Below are 16,223 nucleotides of genomic sequence, written 5' to 3'. Positions count from 1 at the left end.
GACGACATGAAACAGCTGCTCGCTGCCATCATTCTCACAGCGCTGGCATCATCGGGCCAAGCCCAGGATGCATTCCTCAGTGGCCCGCAAATCAGGGCAAAACTGACCGGTAAGACGATTTCTGGAACGGAGGGCGGGGTGCGCTATTCCGAAAAATTGCTTGCCAATGGTACGATCAAAGGCCGATCGAGCGCGGAGCCGGACTATGACGGCGAGTGGGAGATTTCCGGCAACGAAATCTGCTTCTACTACGACAGCGACGATGACGACGACTGCTCGCGCGTCATACTCAAGGGTCGCAGTATAAGCTTTGTCGATGAGGATGGGTCGAGATCGACGGCGGTGGTCCAGTAGCCGCCGGCGCTTGACGGAGCCTGCCCGCGCAGGGATCGCTGCGGCTGGCCTACCCCTCGATCTCCTCGCGCAGCATTTCCAGCTCCAGCCATTGCTCTTCCATCGTCGCAATCGAAGCCCGCAGTTTTTCGAGCTCGGCAGCGAGCGCGGAAAACCGGGCCGGGTTCTTGGAAAACAGGCTCGGGTCGGCCATTTCCGTCTCGCGTTCGGCGATTTCGGCTTCGGCTTTTTCCATCTCCTTCGGCAGGTTTTCGAGTGCGAATTTCTGTTTGAAGGAGAGTTTGCCCTTGCCGGTTTTGGGCCCCGAGGAGGAGCCGTTATCGGTGGCGGATCTGGCTTTTTCGGCTTTTTCCGCACGCTTCCGTTCGTCGGCGACGCCCTTGCGCTGCGCCATCATGTCGGAATAACCGCCGGCATATTCGATCCAGCGGCCGTCGGGCGCGTCCGGGTTGGCAGGCGCGATAGTCGAGGTGACGGTGCGGTCGAGGAAGTCACGGTCGTGGGAAACGAGGATGACGGTGCCGGGGAAGCCGGCGACGATTTCCTGAAGCAGGTCCAGCGTCTCGATATCGAGGTCGTTGGTCGGCTCATCAAGGATCAACAGGTTGGTCGGGCGCGACAGGATGCGGGCGAGCATCAGCCTGGCCCGCTCTCCACCCGACAGGTTCTTGATCGGAGTGCGCGCCTGTTCGGGCTGGAACAGGAATTCCTTCATATAGCCGGTGACATGGCGCTGCTCGCCGTTGACCAGCAGGTTGTCGCCGCGGCCGTCGGTGAGGTAATGGGCCAGCGTATCCTCAAGGTTGAGGTCCTCGCGGCGCTGGTCGAGCGTGGCGATCTCGAGGTTCGTGCCGAGCTTGACCCAGCCGCTGTCGGGCTTGATCTGGCCGGTCAGCATCTTCAGAAGCGTCGTCTTGCCCGCACCGTTCGGGCCGACGAGGCCGATGCAGTCGCTGCGATGGACGCGGATCGAGAAGGGGGCGACGATGGTGCGGTCGCCATAGGTCTTGGTGATCTGGTCGGCCTCGATCACCAGCTTGCCGGATTCGCGGGCATCGGAAATCGTCGCCTGAACCGAGCCTTGCGGGCCATTGTGGCCGCGATGTTTTGCGCGCAGGTCCTGCAGCGCGCCGAGGCGGCGCATGTTGCGCTTGCGCCTTGCCGTCACGCCATAGCGCAGCCAGTGCTCCTCGCGTTCGATCTCCTTGCCGAGCTTGTGCTGCTCGAGCTCTTCTTCCTCCAGCACCTTGTCGCGCCAGGCTTCGAAGAAGGCAAAGCCCTGGCTGAGGCGGCGAGACTGGCCGCGATCGAGCCAGACGGTGGCATTGGAGACCTTTTCGAGGAAGCGCCTGTCGTGGGAGATGACCACGAGGGCCGAGCGGCTCTTGACCAGCTCGCCTTCCAGCCATTCGATGGTCGGCAGGTCGAGATGGTTGGTCGGCTCGTCGAGCAGAAGGATGTCCGGTTCCGGCGCCATGACGCGGGCAAGGGCTGCGCGGCGGGATTCACCGCCCGAAAGCTGGTTGGGGTCCTCGTGGCCGGAAAGGCCCAGATGTTCGAGCAGATAGGCCACCCGGTAGGGATCGTCGCTGGGGCCAAGGCCTGCTTCGGCATAGGCCTGCACGGTGTCGAATCCTTCGAAATCCGGCGCCTGATTGAGGTAGCGGATGGTGACGGACGGATGCCGGAAGATCTCGCCGGACTGTGGCTCGGCAAGGCCGGCCGCCATCTTCATCAGGGTCGATTTGCCCGAGCCGTTGCGGCCGACGAGGCAGATGCGGTCGCCCGGCTCCACCTGCAGGTTGGCACCTGCCAGCAGCGGCGTGCCGCCGAAGGAGAGGAAGATATCGTCGAGTTTCAGAATGGGTGGCGCCATGATCAGGCTCCCGAAAGGTCTTGCGGACGGGCAAGGATGAGCGCCCGGCCGGAGGAAAGGGTGAAGCGGACGGTGCCTTCGGCGACATTGGAAACGGTGCGCGAGGAGCCGAACGGCAGATGAAAATCCTTGAGCGGATACCGGGAGCCGGCAATGGACAGGCCGGTCAGCGTATCGAGCCCGAGAATGGAAAACAGGCTGCCCTTCGGCAGATCGATCTCGAAGCTGCCCGGCAGGAGCGGATAGGCTTCCTCCTCGCCGGAGGTGAGCAGCATGTCGATGCCGTCTTCGGCAAGTTTGGCGGCATAGAGCAGGTGCATGAAGGCATGGTCGCTGCGTTCGCCGCCCAGGGCGCCAGCCAGCACGAGTTTTTGCGCGCCGCGCTCAAGGGCGGTGGCAACGGCGATCTCGCCGTCGGTTTCGTTCTTGGCTGAGGGATAGGGCTCGCGGAGAACGCCGGGCCATTCGGCGATCAGGGCGTCGGGCGTGGAATCGAAATCGCCGACCCAAAGCTCCGGCGTCAGGCCAAGCGCGCTGGCATGGCGCATGCCGCCATCGGCCGCAATGACGCGGGCGCCGGACAGCTGGGCCAAGAGCCTGTCCGTCGGCGTCAGCGGCCCGCCCATCAAGATTACAAAAGCCTGTTTGCTCATGGCGCAAGGCCATAGCGTAAACAGGGGGAGGAGGGGAAGGGGCGGGTGGGGATTTGGCGGTGATGCGGTTGGTTCTCTTCTCCCCGGCGGGGAGAAGGTGGCCCGAAGGGCCGGATGAGGGGGCCGGTGACTCCGAATGTGCCGAACCGCCCCCTCATCGCCTCGCATGCGCTCGGCACTTCTCCCCGAGGGGGAGAAGTGGGATGCTAATCCGCATCCTTGGCGCGGATGGTGCAGACCTGCTCGAACGAGGTGACGAACCGGTCGAAGAGGTGGGAGAAGGTGGCGACGTCTGCTTCCGGCCAATCGGCCAGCACGCTTTCGATGACGTCGCGCTTGACTGCCTGGATCTTGATCATCAGCTGCTGGCCAAGCTCGGTCATGACGACGATGATGCGGCGGGCATCGGCCTGCGAGGCTTCCCGGCGCAGGGCACCGCGTGTCACCATCTCGCCGACGATGCGGCTGGCCCGCGACGGATCGATGCGCATCATCTCGGCAATGGTGCCGACCGTCACTTCGCCCTCCGGTTCGGCGCGGCGGACGGCATCGAGCACGTCGAGATGGGTGATTTCAAGGCTCGGTGCGACACTGCTGATCGCCAGACGGGCAAGCACCCGCCGCCCGATCATCGTCCGCCAGCGGCCCATCGAGTTGCTGATCAAGGTGCGGTGGCTCTCCGCGTCGCCGCTTTCGGCGATGCATTCCAAGGGTGAGGGTACGTGATCCATGGCGCATCCTAGCAAAACGGGCGGGTTCCATAAAGCATGAATATGCTTTGGGCACAAATGTGCTGTTGACAATTATGTGCTAACAGCACATAAATCGCCGAAAGAAACCGGATACCCTCCCTATGGACATGCAGGTCACCCCGGCGCCGCTGGTCTCAAACCCGGCACTGCGCCTGACGCTTTTCTTCTTCCTGATGACGGCTTTGTTCATGGCGACGCTGGACAACCAGATCGTCGCCACGGCGCTGCCGACGATCGTCGGCGAGTTCGGCCAGATGGAGCGGTTCGGCTGGATCGGTTCGGCCTATCTGCTCGCCACCTGCGCCGTCATGCCGCTTTACGGCAAGCTCGGCGACCTGTTCGGCCGCAAATATGTGATGATCACCGCAGTGACGATCTTCACGCTGGGCTCCATCGCCTGCGGGCTCGCAGTCTCGATGAACACGCTGATTGCCGCGCGCGTGCTGCAGGGCCTCGGCGGCGGCGGCATCATGGTGTCGATCTTTTCGATCACTGCCGACTTGTTCGAGCCGCGCGAACGGGCGCGCTACCAGAGCTATTCCAGTCTTGTCCTGATGGCCTCCGGCGCCGTCGGCCCGGTGATCGGCGGCGCGATGAGCGATCATTTCGGCTGGCGCTCGATCTTTCTCATCAATATCCCGATCGGTATCGCCGTGCTCATCGGCCTGTTCGTCTTCCTGCCCTATCGCCGCCCGACACGCCGCCCGACGATCGATTATGCCGGAGCGCTGCTTCTGGCCGCCGCCGTTACCTGCGTCGTGCTCCTGGGCGATGGTGCCGAACTGTTCGGCTCACTGTTTTCGCTGGGCAGTCTGGCGATCGTGATGCTTGGCGCGATCTGCGCCACGGCATGGGTTTTTGTCGAGCGCCGCGCGCCGGAGCCTATCGTGCCGCTGACGCTGTTTCGCAATCCGACGTTTAGTCTGATGCTGGTGATTTCACTGGCGAGCGGCGCCGTCGGCATCGGCATGGTCAACTATTTCGCGCTGTATCTGCAGACGACGACGGGGCTGACACCGTCGCTCGCCGGGCTGCTGTTCATCATGCTGACCGGCGGCATCGTTTGCGGTGCGCTGACGGCGGGACGGCTGATTTCACGCTCGGGCCGCTACAAACCGTTTGCGATCGTCAGCGCCAGCCTGACCGTTCTGGCTCTGTTCATCTTCACGCAGATCCAGCCGGGCACGCCACTCTACGTCATCTGCGCAATCATGGCCCTGCATGGCATCGGTATCGGTTTTGGCCAGCAGGTGCCGATCGTCGCGGTGCAGAACATCGCCGCGCGCGGTGACGTCGGTGCCGCCACCGGTGCCGTCACCCTGTCGCGCATGGGCGGCGCCTCGATCGCCATCTCGATCTATGGCGCCATCATCGCCGCAGGTCTTGCACGCGGCACCACGGCGATCCCAGGCATCGCCGACATCGAAAAGCTGACGCCGCTGGCGCTGTCGACGCTGCCGGAGGCAACGCGCCAGCTGGTGGCGCAGAGCTATACGGCCGCCTTCCTGCCGCTGTTTCTGACGGCCGGCGGTATTTCGCTGATCGCGTTGATTGCGGCGATCAGCCTGAAGGCCGTGCGGTTGCCGCAGAAGCCGGCGGGGTGAGGGGGTGCTCCCCTTGTGGGGAGGGTCGGAGCGAAGCTGCGGGGAGGGGTTCTTTTTCCGGAATTCGGGAGCAACTGCCATAACGTGATGGGGTCAAATATAGACCATTCGCGGCACTTGAACGCATTTTTGGGGGGCGACCATTCCGGTTCCCGGTGACATATTCGATTTGGTGGCAATGTATCGGTACAGAACATCGTCCCGCGCTTCGCTCATGAAACTGTCAAAATGGCAATGCACTTGAAAAACCCAAGTTGTTAGGTTATTGTGAAACATGGTCACCGTTCTGCGCGCTGCCGGGATGCGATTTGTCATCTACCCCGATGACCACGAGCCGGCGCACGCCCATGTTTATGGGGAGGGGGAAGCCCGCATCGATATCCTTGATCTCACCGTGTTATCGAACAGGGGAATGAAGAAGCGGGATTTGAGTGTGGCCCTTGCCATCGTTCAGGCAAACCAGCGCCTGTTCATCGAAAAATGGGAGAGTATTCATGGGTGAGATCATTCTTGAAGATCGCCACTACCAAGCAGCGACCATGCAGGGGGATGCGGAGCGCAACCAGTCGCCGATCCCCGCTTCGGTTCGTTTCGATGAAGCATCCGGCCGCATCGTCGTGGATTTCACCAACGGAGCTGCTTTCATGGTGCCCGCCCGAGCGATACAGGGCCTGGAGAATGCAACGGACGTGCAGTTGGCTGAAGTCGAGCTTATGGGCGAAACCGGACTGCACTGGGAAACCCTGGACGTGGATTTCACCATCGCGGGTTTGATGAACGGCATATTCGGAACTGTAAAATTCATGGATGCGCAACGCCGGGGTGGTCAATCCCGGTCAGCGGCCAAGATCAAGGCAAGCCGCGCCAACGGTGCCAAGGGCGGACGCCCACGCAAGACCAGCTAGGCCTTGCAGGATCAGAGCTGAAAGGGCAGTTGATGCCTCATTGCGTTCTTTTCCGTTTTGAAAAGAAGTCCCCGCCCAATCCCCACAAGCGGAGGGGCTCGACCGTGGCAGCTGCGAAACCGCGCGCGACATGACAGCCTGCACTCCCAAGCCCCCTTGCCAAGCATTTCCCTCAGGTCTAAACCTCCTTCTGCTCTAACGGGGTGCCGGTCGTTCTTTTTTGGAACGTTCGGCTGAGAGGCTTTTTGAAAGCCAACCCGAAGAACCTGATCCGGTTTGTACCGGCGGAGGGATTAGACGGCACATTCCAGCGCCCTATTCCCATTTTTTGGATTTATAAGGAGGCGCGGATGCGCAAGGCAATCATTCCATTTTTCGCGGCGTTTGCTGCCCTTACGGCCTCGTTTTCCGCCTCGGCCGAAGACCAGGTGCTGACGGTCTATACCTATGAGAGCTTTACCAGCGAATGGGGCCCCGGCGCCAAGGTGGCGGAAGCGTTTGAAAAGACCTGCGGCTGCAAGCTGTCTTATGTCAGCGTTGCCGACGGCGTCGAGCTTCTCACCCGGCTGAAGCTTGAGGGCGCCTCCTCCAAGGCCGATATCGTGCTGGGCCTCGATACCAATCTCGTGTCCGAGGCGAAGGCGACCGGCTTCTTTGCGCCGCACGGCGTCGATACCTCGGCCGTCAAGGTTCCCGGCGGCTTTGCCGACGATACGTTCGTTCCCTATGACTACGGCCATTTTGCGGTGATCTATGACACACAGGTGATGAAGGAACCGCCGAAAAGCCTGAAGGAACTGGTCGAGGGTGACCAGAACCAGAAGATCGTCATCGAGGATCCGCGCACCTCGACGCCGGGTCTCGGCCTGCTGCTCTGGATGAAGTCGGTCTATGGCAATGAAGCGCCTGCCGCCTGGGCAAAACTCAAAGACCGCGTGCTGACCGTTACCCCCGGCTGGTCGGAAGCCTACGGCCTGTTCACCAAGGGCGAGGCGCCGATGGTGCTGTCCTACACGACCTCGCCGGCCTATCACATGGTTGCCGAAAATACTGACCGCTATCAGGCGGCTTCCTTCTCCGAAGGCCATTACATCCAGATCGAAGTGGCTGCCATGACCAAGGCTGCCAAGGACCCGGCGCTCGCCAAGCAGTTTCTCTCCTTCGTCACCGGCCCTGAGTTCCAGTCGATCATCCCGACGACCAACTGGATGATGCCGGTTGCCGCCACCAAGGAACCGCTGCCGGAGGCATTCGGCAAGCTGGTGACGCCGGAAAAGACATTTTTGATGCCGTCGGACGAGGTGGCCGCCAACCGCAAGGCCTGGATCGACGAGTGGCTGGCGGCGATGAGCAAGAACTGACACCGCCAGCGATGATTGTTTCGTCGTGGCTGTGGAGAACGGTTTTCCTCTTCTCCCCAGCGGGGAGAAGTGCCGAGCGACTGCGAGGCGATGAGGGGGCGGTTCGGCACATTCTGAGTGTTTGGCCCCCTCATCCGGCCCTGCGGGCCACCTTCTCCCCGATGGGGAGAAGAGGGGACGAGGTGACGCCCGTAAACGAGATAAAGTCATCATGATCAACCGCATGGAACGACGTTGGACGCTAACCGCCGGGGCGCTTTGCCTCGGGGGCATTGTGCTGTTCGTCTGCCTGGCGGCGGCCGCTCTTCTCGCATTTGATGAGCCGGGTTCTGCCAATGACGGCATGGTATTCGATGCCTATGTCTGGCGTGTGGCCCGGTTCACGCTGTTGCAGGCGTCGCTTTCGACAGTTCTTTCCATCGTCTTCGCCATCCCCGTTGCCCGGGCGCTGGCGCGGCAGGCTGTCTTTCCGGGCCGTGTCTGGATCATCCGGCTGATGGCGTTGCCGCTCGGGCTGCCGGCGCTGGTGGCGGCTCTGGGGCTGATCGGCATCTGGGGGCGGCAGGGGGTGCTGAATACCGCGCTTGTGGCTGTTGGGCTCGATCAGCCGGTCAGTATCTATGGCCTGTCGGGTATTCTCGTCGCCCATGTTTTCTTCAACATGCCGCTGGCGGCACGGCTGATGCTGGGCGGGCTCGAGCGCATTCCCGGCGAATACTGGCTGGCCGGGGCCAATCTCGGCATGCGGCCGCTGTCGATTTTTCGCTTCATCGAATGGCCGGTGATCCGTGGGCTCTTGCCGGGGATCGCCGGGCTGATCTTCATGCTCTGTGCCACCAGCTTTACCCTGGTCCTGACGCTCGGCGGCGGACCGGCGGCCAGCACGATCGAGGTGGCGATCTATCAGGCGCTGCGCTTCGATTTCGACCCGCCGCGCGCCATCGCCCTGTCGTTGCTGCAGATTTCGGTGACGGCAGCGCTGCTGGTTGCCATCCGGCTGCTGACGCCCACGGCCGACGAAGGCCATGGCGGCGGGCGCAAAGTGCGCCGGTTCGATGGCCGCCGCCGGTTTGGCCGGGTGGGCGACGGGCTGCTGATAGCGCTTGCGGTGCTGTTTCTTGCGCTGCCGCTCGGCTCGGTGGTCTCCTCCGGTCTTCGCGCCGACCTCGTCCGGCTGGCCAGCGATCCAATGGTGCAGCGGGCCTTGCTTACCAGTGTCGTCATCGCACTGGTTTCGGGTCTGCTCTGCGTCCTCTCGGCCGCTCTGATGATCCGGGCGCGGCAGGCGGCGCTTTCGCCAAGACGGCCAGCGGCGGCCGGGCGCGGGCTGGCGGCGGGGGTTTCGGCGAGTTCGTCGCTGGTGCTGTTGGTGCCGCCGGTCGTTCTGGGGGCAGGCTGGTTTCTGCTGTTGCGGCCGCTCGGCGATGCCGCCCGTTTTGCACCGCTTTTGGTTATTCTGATCAACACGCTGATGGCGCTGCCCTTCGTCTACCGCGTGCTGGAGCCCGCGATGGCCACCCATACGGCCCGCACGGCAAAACTTGCGGCCAGCCTCGGTCTCGGCGGCTGGCATCGGTGGCGCCTGATCGATTGGCCGGGCTTGCGCAGGCCGCTGCTGATGGCCCTGTCTTTTGCCTGTGCCCTGTCGCTCGGCGATCTCGGCGCCGTGGCGCTGTTCGGCTCGCAGGATATGGTGACGCTGCCGTGGCTACTCTACAGCCGCATGGCCGGCTATCGTTCGACCGATGCGGCGGGGCTGGCGCTGTTTCTCGGCCTCGTCTGCCTGGTGCTGACGATCGCCGGGACGCTGCGGGCAGGTGCCGATGATGCGAGGAGTAAAGATGTCACCGCCTAAAACGGATATTGCGGTTCGCCTCAGCGGCGTGCGCGTGCAGTTCGGCCAGACCGAACTGCACTTCGATTGCGCCATCGGCAGGGGTCAGATCGTCGCTGTCACCGGCGCATCCGGTTCCGGCAAATCGACGCTGCTCAATGTGATCGCCGGGTTCGAGACGCCGGATGCCGGCACGGTCGAGATTCTCGGGGACGATGTTGCCGGGCGCGATCCCGCCGAGCGGCCGGTATCGGTGATTTTTCAGGAACACAACCTGTTTGCGCATCTCGACGTCGCCACCAATATCGGCCTCGGTATCGATCCGGCGCTGAAGCTGGGCGTCAAGGAGAAGGCGAAGATTGCAGGTGCGCTGCTGCGCGTCGGGCTGGAGGGTTTTGGCAAGCGCCTGCCACCGACATTGTCGGGTGGTGAGCGGCAACGCGTGGCGCTTGCCCGAGCGCTGGTGCGCCGCAAGCCGGTGCTTTTGCTCGACGAGCCGTTTGCCGCACTCGATCCGGGCCTGCGCGCCGGCATGAGCAGTCTCATCCTCGATCTGCACCGGCAGGAGGGCAATACGATCCTGATCATCACCCATCATCCCGACGACGTGCGGACACTGGCCGACAGCGTGCTTTTTCTCGACATGGGCCGTGTTCTCCTGCATGAGCCAACGGCGCGGTTTCTCGATCATACCGATATTCCAGCTGTTGCCCGGTTTCTCGGCCGGTGAGTATCGCCTGCGATGCTTTTGCCACAATTTGAACGACAGCCTATGCGACGGCGCTTTGGATGTCCGGCGGCGTGCGTTCTCCTATGCGTTGCCGGGATATCACGGGGCAACTATTTCTATCGGCGTATGCTAGGCACGCATGGCGCGAATAGGCTACAGCAGGTCATTGCCGTACCCGCCGCCCGTCCTATTTATAGGGCTGTAAAGAATACTGAATTTGCACGCGTGTTAACACCGGAATGGTTCGCACGGCTGGCCTGAAGACTGGAAATGAGCTGAGGCGATGAGCAGAACGACAGGCACGCAGAGGCAGGTTTCGCGAACAGGCTCCGGCGTGTCCGCGCGCGCCGTCGCGGCGCTGCTCGGTAGCCTGCTTTTGTCCGGCTGCCAGTCGGTGATCGAGCAGACCTACGAGCCCAAGGTCGCGCCGTCGTCCAATCCGCAGATCGTCGAGGAAGTCCAGAAGAACGATCCGCGCGCCCAGGTCGGTGCCCGCGAGCATCCGCGCATCGTCGCGAGCTACGGCGGCGAATATCAGGATGAAAAGACCGAGCGCCTTGTCGCCCGCATCACCGGCGCGCTGACGGCGGTTTCGGAAAACCCGAACCAGTCCTATCGCATCACAATCCTCAACTCGCCCGCCATCAACGCCTTTGCGCTGCCGGGCGGCTATCTCTATGTAACGCGCGGCCTTCTGGCGCTCGCCAACGATGCGTCGGAAGTGGCAGCCGTGCTCTCCCACGAAATGGCCCATGTCACCGCCAATCACGGCATTGAGCGGCAGCAGCGCGAAGAGGCCGAGGTCATCGCCAGCCGCGTCGTCTCCGAAGTGCTGTCGAGCGATCTGGCCGGCAAGCAGGCATTGGCGCGTGGGAAACTGCGGTTGGCAGCCTTCTCGCGCAATCAGGAATTGCAGGCCGACGTCATCGGCGTGCGCATGCTCGGCGAAGCCGGCTATGACCCCTATGCGGCGGCGCGCTTCCTCGATTCGATGGCGGCCTATAGCCGTTTCTCCTCGGTCGATCCCGACAGCGACCAGAGCCTGGACTTCCTGTCGAGCCATCCGAGCGCACCGCAGCGCGTCGACCTCGCCCGCCGCCATGCCCGCGCCTTCGGCGCGGAAGGGTCCGTCGGCGATCGTGGCCGCGACTATTATCTCGCTGGTATCGACGGCCTGCTTTATGGCGACAGTCCGCAGGAGGGCTATGTCCGCGGCCAGACCTTCCTGCACGGCAAGCTCGGCATCCGTTTCGATGTGCCCAACGGTTTCCAGATCGACAACAAGGCAGAGGCCGTGCTGGCGACCGGGCCGAACGAGACCGCGATCCGCTTCGACGGCGTGGCCGATAGCCAGAAGCGCAGCCTGACCGACTATATCGGCAGCGGCTGGGTGACCGGCCTGCAACCGGACACGATCCACGCCGTGACGATCAACGGGCTCGAGGCCGCAACGGCGCGTGCATCGGCCGAACGCTGGGATTTCGACGTGACCGTGATCCGCATCGACACGCAGATCTACCGCTTCCTCACCGCCGTGCCGAAGGGCGCGCCGAGCCTAGAACCGACCGCCGAGGTCCTGCGCTCCTCATTCCGCCGGATGACGCCGCAGGAAGCCGCCGCCCTGAAGCCATTGCGCATCCGCGTCGTCACCGCAAAGCCTGGGGATACGCTGGCTACGCTCTCGGCGCGGATGATGGGCACCGATCGCAAGCTCGATCTGTTCCGCCTGATCAACGCCATGCAGGTGACCTCGACGGTGAAGCCCGGCGACAAGGTGAAGATCATTTCGGAATAGGGGGCAGTGAGGCGTTTTCGCATTTGGGGCGACCCCTCTGCCTAGCGTGCGATTACTCCACTGACTGTTTCATTGCTGGAGCCGTCGCCCGCCCATTGCAATCCCGCACATGCGGTCCTGCTTCACGACGTGCGGCGGGCGATGCGGCCGCCGGTTACGCCCATCGTGCCCTTGGCTTCGTAGAATGCGCGCTTGTGCTCGTACATCAGCGTGTCGGCGCGCTGGACGAGGGATTCCATCGATTCGCCCTGTTCGCTGGTCGCGACGCCGAAAGACATTGTGAGGGGGGCGCTCGAGTAGAACTGGTTGTTGATCTTCAAAAGCTCGTTGATCGTCTCCATCATCGCGCCCGCCGCCTTGTTGTCTGCTCCTGGCATCAGAACGGCGAACTCGTCGCCGCCGATCCGGGCGGCGTGGTTGGGCTGCGAGACGGCACCATTGAGGATTTCACCGAACCGCCGCAACAAGGCATCGCCAGCGTCGTGGCCAAGCTGGTCATTGGCCTCCTTCAACCCGTTCAGGTCGATTATTATTGCCGAAACGGGGCGGAGCGACTTTCGCTCCAGCCGGTTGATCTCATCCGCATAGAAGGCGCGATTGTAGAGCTTCGTCAGAACGTCGTGCTTGCCGAGATATTCGAGATAGGCCTCGGCTTTCTTGCGTGCCGTAATATCGGTGAGGGCGACCTGAACGCGGGACCAGTCGTTTTCGCGGCCGGGAAAGACCGAAAAATGCAGCAGGATGTGGCGTTCGGAACCATCCAGCGCGTAGTTGATGACTTCGCGATGGTGAAACAGGTTGCCGTTCCACAGTTCAAGCAGTTGCTCGCGAAACGGTTTTTCCATATCGCCACGGAAGATATCGCTCAAGCGCTGCAGCAGCGTCATGCGATCGGGAGCGCAGAAGAGGTCGAGCGTCGCCTGGTTGACGTCGATGACGCGGATTTCGCTCATGCACTGGGTGACGAACTCCGGGTGGACATCCATGAAGGTTCGAAAGTCGCTGATGCCGCGGGCGCGAATATCCTCGATCAACAGCTTGATGCGGCTGAAATCCTCGATCCAGAGCGACACGGGCGAATGCTCGAAAATGCCTTCGGCATAGAGTCTTTGGGCGATTTCCGCCCTGCGTGCATCTTCGCGCACGGTGATGTCTTCCGTCGTCAGAAGCACTTTGGCGAGAGAGCCCTCATGACCCGGCATGACCGCACCGCGCAGCTGGATATCGAGGCGGCGGCCGGTAAGCGTGTAGTTGACGGTGGTGCTGGAAAACGCCAGTTTTCCGTCGAAAAGGTCGGCCAGCTCATGGATATGCGTTTCCAGCATGTCGTCTCGAAAGATCTGCGCCACGCCCGCCCGAAGGTGATCAACGTCATCGGCCTCAAACAGCTCAAGCGTCTTTCTGTTGACATCCAAGATCCGGATCAGCCGGGAGCATTCGGCGATGCGCGAGACATCGCCCCGCAGGAAAGCGCGGATATCGGTTATCCCTTGCGCGCGCCACATGTCGAAAAGTGCTTTGACGTCGCTGAAATCCTCGATCCACATGGCAATCGGCGCAAGGTTGAAGACGCCGGAATCGAATGTCTCTTGCATTGTGCCACCTGAAAACGAGCTGAGACCAAGATGCGCCGGGGGCGCAGATGTCGCGTATCGCAGTATTAACCCCCAAAGGTAAACCACGCATTGATTGCCGTTGCACTACAGATCCGCTTGCGCCGCACATCCTGACGAAAAAAAACCGGATGAAGCGTTCATCCGGTTTCACAGTCAGCGCAAATCTTCATCAGTGCCGCATTGCCAGCACCGGAGCTTCCGCGACAAGCGCGATCTTCAGCTTTTCCAGGGCGCGGGTTTCGATCTGGCGGACGCGTTCCTTGGAGATGCCGAGGTCGGCGCCGAGTTCTTCCAGCGTGGCGCTGTCTTCGCTGAGGCGGCGGGCGCTGATGATTTTCATCTCGCGCTCGTTCAACTGGCAGAGCGCGTGGCTGAGCCAGGTGCGCCGCCGCTCGCTGTCGATCATTTCGGAGACCTGCTCGTCGGGCAGCGGGGCATCACAGGCCAACAGGTCGAGGCGCTCGCCACCGTCGGATTCGCCGGACGAGGAGATCGGCGCCTGCAGCGAGGCGTCGTTGCCGGACAGGCGCGCATCCATCGTCTGCACATCGGCAAGGCTGACGCCCAGTGCCACGGCGATTTCTTCATGCACCGCGCGGGCCGTCAGCTGGCGGTCGCCCTGGGCAAGCTTGGCACGCAGGCGGCGCAAGTTGAAGAACAGCGCCTTTTGAGCGGACGAGGTGCCGCCGCGCACGATAGACCAGTTGCGCAGCACATAATCCTGCATGGAGGCGCGGATCCACCAGCTCGCATAGGTCGAGAAGCGGACGTCGCGGCTCGGCTCGAAGCGGGCTGCCGCTTCCAAAAGGCCGATATGCCCTTCCTGGACGAGATCGCTCATCGGCAGGCCGAAATTGCGGAACTTGGAGGCCATGGAGATCACCAGGCGCATATGGGCCATGGCGATCTTGTTGCGGGCGTCCTGATCCTGGTGGTCTTTCCATGCCAGTGCCAGAGCATGTTCCTCATCCCGTGCGAGATAGGGTGCCGCCATGGCGATCTTGATCATCCGCCGGTCTGCTGAGAGATTTTTCATCGGCTACTCCATGACGGGCACAAGAGCGTGCCGCTGAACGATAGGTCGATCGGTTTTTCGGGATTTCCGCTATCTGGCGCTTGACCAGAATTCGAACCGCCCTACTTCCCATTGAGATCCGAGGCCGGAAGAAGAGGCCGCGGCAATCCTGATTTGCGCAAGCGCACATATCCGGACGCTTTCAAACGCGCGATCTGTAGAAAAGGTTCCATGCTGCGCTGCCGTATTTCGCGGCGGCGGGCGTTTTTGTGCGTTTGTGCGTCTGTTTGCGATTCGGACGACCGCCCGGGGAGCGTGCCCGGCAGGGTCGAATCACCTCAATGGCCAAAAAGTGAAAGTTGCTCTGGTGTTAGAGGGGACGCCGGGGCAAATCTTGTGCGCCGCGATGAAAGCCGCTTGCCGGAAAAGTTAAAAAAGCGTTAACTTTGCATGGTTGTCCCCATAAGTTGCCTGTGAGTTAGTTAAAGACAGGGCTTGGACGGGATTCCTGTTTGTACGGCACGAGTCTAGAGTCGCGTTATGAAAACACTATCAATCGAGGTGCGCCCGGGTGAGCCGAGGGACGCCATGTCCATATCGGATGTGCACCGCGTCTCGTGGCTGCAGGCCTATGGCGGTCTCATTCCACACAAGCCGCTGACCCAGATGGTTCACCGGCGCGATCACGCGTGGTGGCGCAAGGCCACGCGCGGACCCTCGACATTGCTGGTCGTCGAAGTTGCCGGCGTCATCGCAGGCTACGCGACGCTGGGCCTCAACCGGTCGCGGTCGCTGCCGCAGGAAGGCGAGGTCTACGAGATCTACCTGCGCCCGGAATATCAGGGCATCGGGCTTGGCCGCATCCTGTTCGGTGAAGCCAAGAGCCTGCTGAAATCGCTGGGCTGCCAAGGCCTCGTCGTGTGGTGCCTGGAAGACAGCCATCATGCCGACCGCTTCTTCCGCATGGCCGGCGGCCGCGATCTCTGCGAGGGCATGGAAGATTTCGGCGAAAAGAATCTCAAGAAGATCGGCTATATCTGGGATTGATGCGCTCGCACTGACTGTCTGCGCTCAGGCTGTGGTTCAGTCGGGGAAAACGTGCGTCGGCTCTGCCGCCGTCGGCCCGCGAATGCCGTGATACCCCGCCATGTCCTTACCGCAGACGAAATTCGTGGCTCTGGCATCGGCAACCTGCCGGGCCAGTGCATTGGGATCCGGATTCGCCAGTGCATCCACATAACCGACCACGCAGCCCTGTCCGGTACCATCCGCCACTTTCGAGACGACGAGAACCTGGCCTTTCAATTTCGGTGACGGTTGGTAGGTGACCGGATCGATATTGTCCAGGAACCAGCGCAGGATTGTCGCAACCGGCTTGCCGTCCGCATCAAGCCGCCATTCGATTTTTCGCGTCGCATTGTTGAACGGCTCGAAGCTTTCGAAGACGCCGGCGATGTAGGTGTCGCTGACGGGGCCGTAGAGGATGCTCTGGCGCAGATCGCCTTCCTTGAAATAGACAGCGTGATCCTTGAACCCCTTGCATCGCAGCGAAAGACTGCCGCCTTCCGTGTCTTCCGGCAAAAGGGGTTTGCAGCGATCGGTGTCGAGGTCGGTATAGGTGCTGTCATTGGCCAGCGAGGGACTGGCCACGATCGGCACGAGGATCAGAAACGGCATGGCATAGGCGAACGGCTTCATCGGGGCTCCTCTTGCAGATACGCGGTGCAA

General features: G+C 62.1%; 15 protein-coding genes and 1 riboswitch. Of the genes, 9 read left to right on the top strand and 6 right to left on the bottom strand.

The genetic code is table 11. From position 1 onward, the window contains the following. The first annotated feature begins 6 nt into the window (after window positions 1–6). Window positions 7–354, top strand: a complete 348-nt coding sequence (locus tag ACP7BS_RS26070; protein WP_426240400.1) for a hypothetical protein — start codon at window positions 7–9, stop codon at window positions 352–354. Between the two features lie 49 nt (window positions 355–403). Here ACP7BS_RS26070 and ACP7BS_RS26065 read toward each other — a convergent pair whose 3' ends face one another. The 3 genes from ACP7BS_RS26065 to ACP7BS_RS26055 all read right to left on the bottom strand — a co-directional run bounded on the left by ACP7BS_RS26065 (window position 404) and on the right by ACP7BS_RS26055 (window position 3,533). Continuing rightward, window positions 404–2,230 carry an ABC-F family ATP-binding cassette domain-containing protein gene (locus tag ACP7BS_RS26065; protein WP_426240399.1) on the bottom strand — a complete coding sequence of 609 codons (1,827 nt, stop codon included), beginning with the start codon at window positions 2,228–2,230 and terminating at the stop codon, window positions 404–406. A gap of 2 nt (window positions 2,231–2,232) precedes the next feature. Next, window positions 2,233–2,883: a thiamine diphosphokinase gene (locus ACP7BS_RS26060; RefSeq protein ID WP_426240398.1), complete on the bottom strand. Its 651-nt coding sequence runs from the start codon at window positions 2,881–2,883 to the stop codon at window positions 2,233–2,235. Between the two features lie 206 nt (window positions 2,884–3,089). Beyond that, complete coding sequence (locus ACP7BS_RS26055) at window positions 3,090–3,533, bottom strand: MarR family winged helix-turn-helix transcriptional regulator (RefSeq protein ID WP_426240447.1); 444 nt, start codon at window positions 3,531–3,533, stop codon at window positions 3,090–3,092. A gap of 203 nt (window positions 3,534–3,736) precedes the next feature. Here ACP7BS_RS26055 and ACP7BS_RS26050 point away from each other — a divergent pair, with 203 nt between their 5' ends. From ACP7BS_RS26050 to ACP7BS_RS26020, 7 genes are all read left to right on the top strand, one after another. Next, window positions 3,737–5,239 (top strand): MDR family MFS transporter, encoded by a 1,503-nt coding sequence (locus ACP7BS_RS26050; protein WP_426240397.1) that lies wholly within the window; start codon window positions 3,737–3,739, stop codon window positions 5,237–5,239. A gap of 274 nt (window positions 5,240–5,513) precedes the next feature. Then, window positions 5,514–5,741: a DUF4160 domain-containing protein gene (locus tag ACP7BS_RS26045; RefSeq protein ID WP_426240396.1), complete on the top strand. Its 228-nt coding sequence runs from the start codon at window positions 5,514–5,516 to the stop codon at window positions 5,739–5,741. Then, window positions 5,734–6,144, top strand: a complete 411-nt coding sequence (locus ACP7BS_RS26040) for a DUF2442 domain-containing protein (RefSeq protein ID WP_426240395.1) — start codon at window positions 5,734–5,736, stop codon at window positions 6,142–6,144. The genes ACP7BS_RS26045 and ACP7BS_RS26040 overlap by 8 nt, the downstream gene beginning before the upstream one ends. 189 nt (window positions 6,145–6,333) lie before the next feature. Then, a riboswitch (TPP riboswitch) is annotated at window positions 6,334–6,454 on the top strand. A gap of 40 nt (window positions 6,455–6,494) precedes the next feature. Next, complete coding sequence (gene thiB, locus ACP7BS_RS26035; protein ID WP_426240394.1) at window positions 6,495–7,505, top strand: thiamine ABC transporter substrate binding subunit; 1,011 nt, start codon at window positions 6,495–6,497, stop codon at window positions 7,503–7,505. Between the two features lie 211 nt (window positions 7,506–7,716). Continuing rightward, window positions 7,717–9,360 (top strand): thiamine/thiamine pyrophosphate ABC transporter permease ThiP, encoded by a 1,644-nt coding sequence (gene thiP / locus ACP7BS_RS26030; protein ID WP_426240393.1) that lies wholly within the window; start codon window positions 7,717–7,719, stop codon window positions 9,358–9,360. Beyond that, window positions 9,347–10,069, top strand: coding sequence for an ATP-binding cassette domain-containing protein (locus ACP7BS_RS26025; RefSeq protein ID WP_426240392.1), 723 nt, complete (start codon window positions 9,347–9,349; stop codon window positions 10,067–10,069). Before thiP ends, ACP7BS_RS26025 begins: the two co-directional genes overlap by 14 nt. Window positions 10,070–10,352: 283 nt before the next feature. Next, window positions 10,353–11,864 (top strand): M48 family metalloprotease, encoded by a 1,512-nt coding sequence (locus ACP7BS_RS26020; RefSeq protein ID WP_426240391.1) that lies wholly within the window; start codon window positions 10,353–10,355, stop codon window positions 11,862–11,864. 122 nt (window positions 11,865–11,986) lie between these two features. Here the strand turns inward: ACP7BS_RS26020 and ACP7BS_RS26015 are convergent, their stop codons facing one another. Continuing rightward, complete coding sequence (locus ACP7BS_RS26015) at window positions 11,987–13,459, bottom strand: diguanylate cyclase domain-containing protein (RefSeq protein ID WP_426240390.1); 1,473 nt, start codon at window positions 13,457–13,459, stop codon at window positions 11,987–11,989. 190 nt (window positions 13,460–13,649) lie between these two features. Next, window positions 13,650–14,516: an RNA polymerase factor sigma-32 gene (locus ACP7BS_RS26010; RefSeq protein ID WP_426231194.1), complete on the bottom strand. Its 867-nt coding sequence runs from the start codon at window positions 14,514–14,516 to the stop codon at window positions 13,650–13,652. A gap of 519 nt (window positions 14,517–15,035) precedes the next feature. Here ACP7BS_RS26010 and ACP7BS_RS26005 point away from each other — a divergent pair. After that, entirely contained in the window at window positions 15,036–15,542 is a 507-nt protein-coding gene (locus tag ACP7BS_RS26005) for a GNAT family N-acetyltransferase (RefSeq protein WP_113241773.1), read from the top strand. Window positions 15,543–15,578: 36 nt separating this feature from the next. On the opposite strand, the gene ACP7BS_RS26000 is transcribed toward ACP7BS_RS26005, so the two are convergent. Continuing rightward, the gene (locus tag ACP7BS_RS26000) at window positions 15,579–16,193 is read right to left on the bottom strand and encodes a hypothetical protein (RefSeq protein ID WP_426240389.1); all 615 of its coding nucleotides are present in this window, start codon (window positions 16,191–16,193) and stop codon (window positions 15,579–15,581) included. Window positions 16,194–16,223: the final 30 nt, after the last annotated feature.

Source organism: Pararhizobium sp. DWP1-1-3, assembly GCF_049896125.1.
GTDB lineage: Bacteria > Pseudomonadota > Alphaproteobacteria > Rhizobiales > Rhizobiaceae > Pararhizobium.
This window is presented reverse-complemented; position numbering and strand designations above follow the sequence as displayed.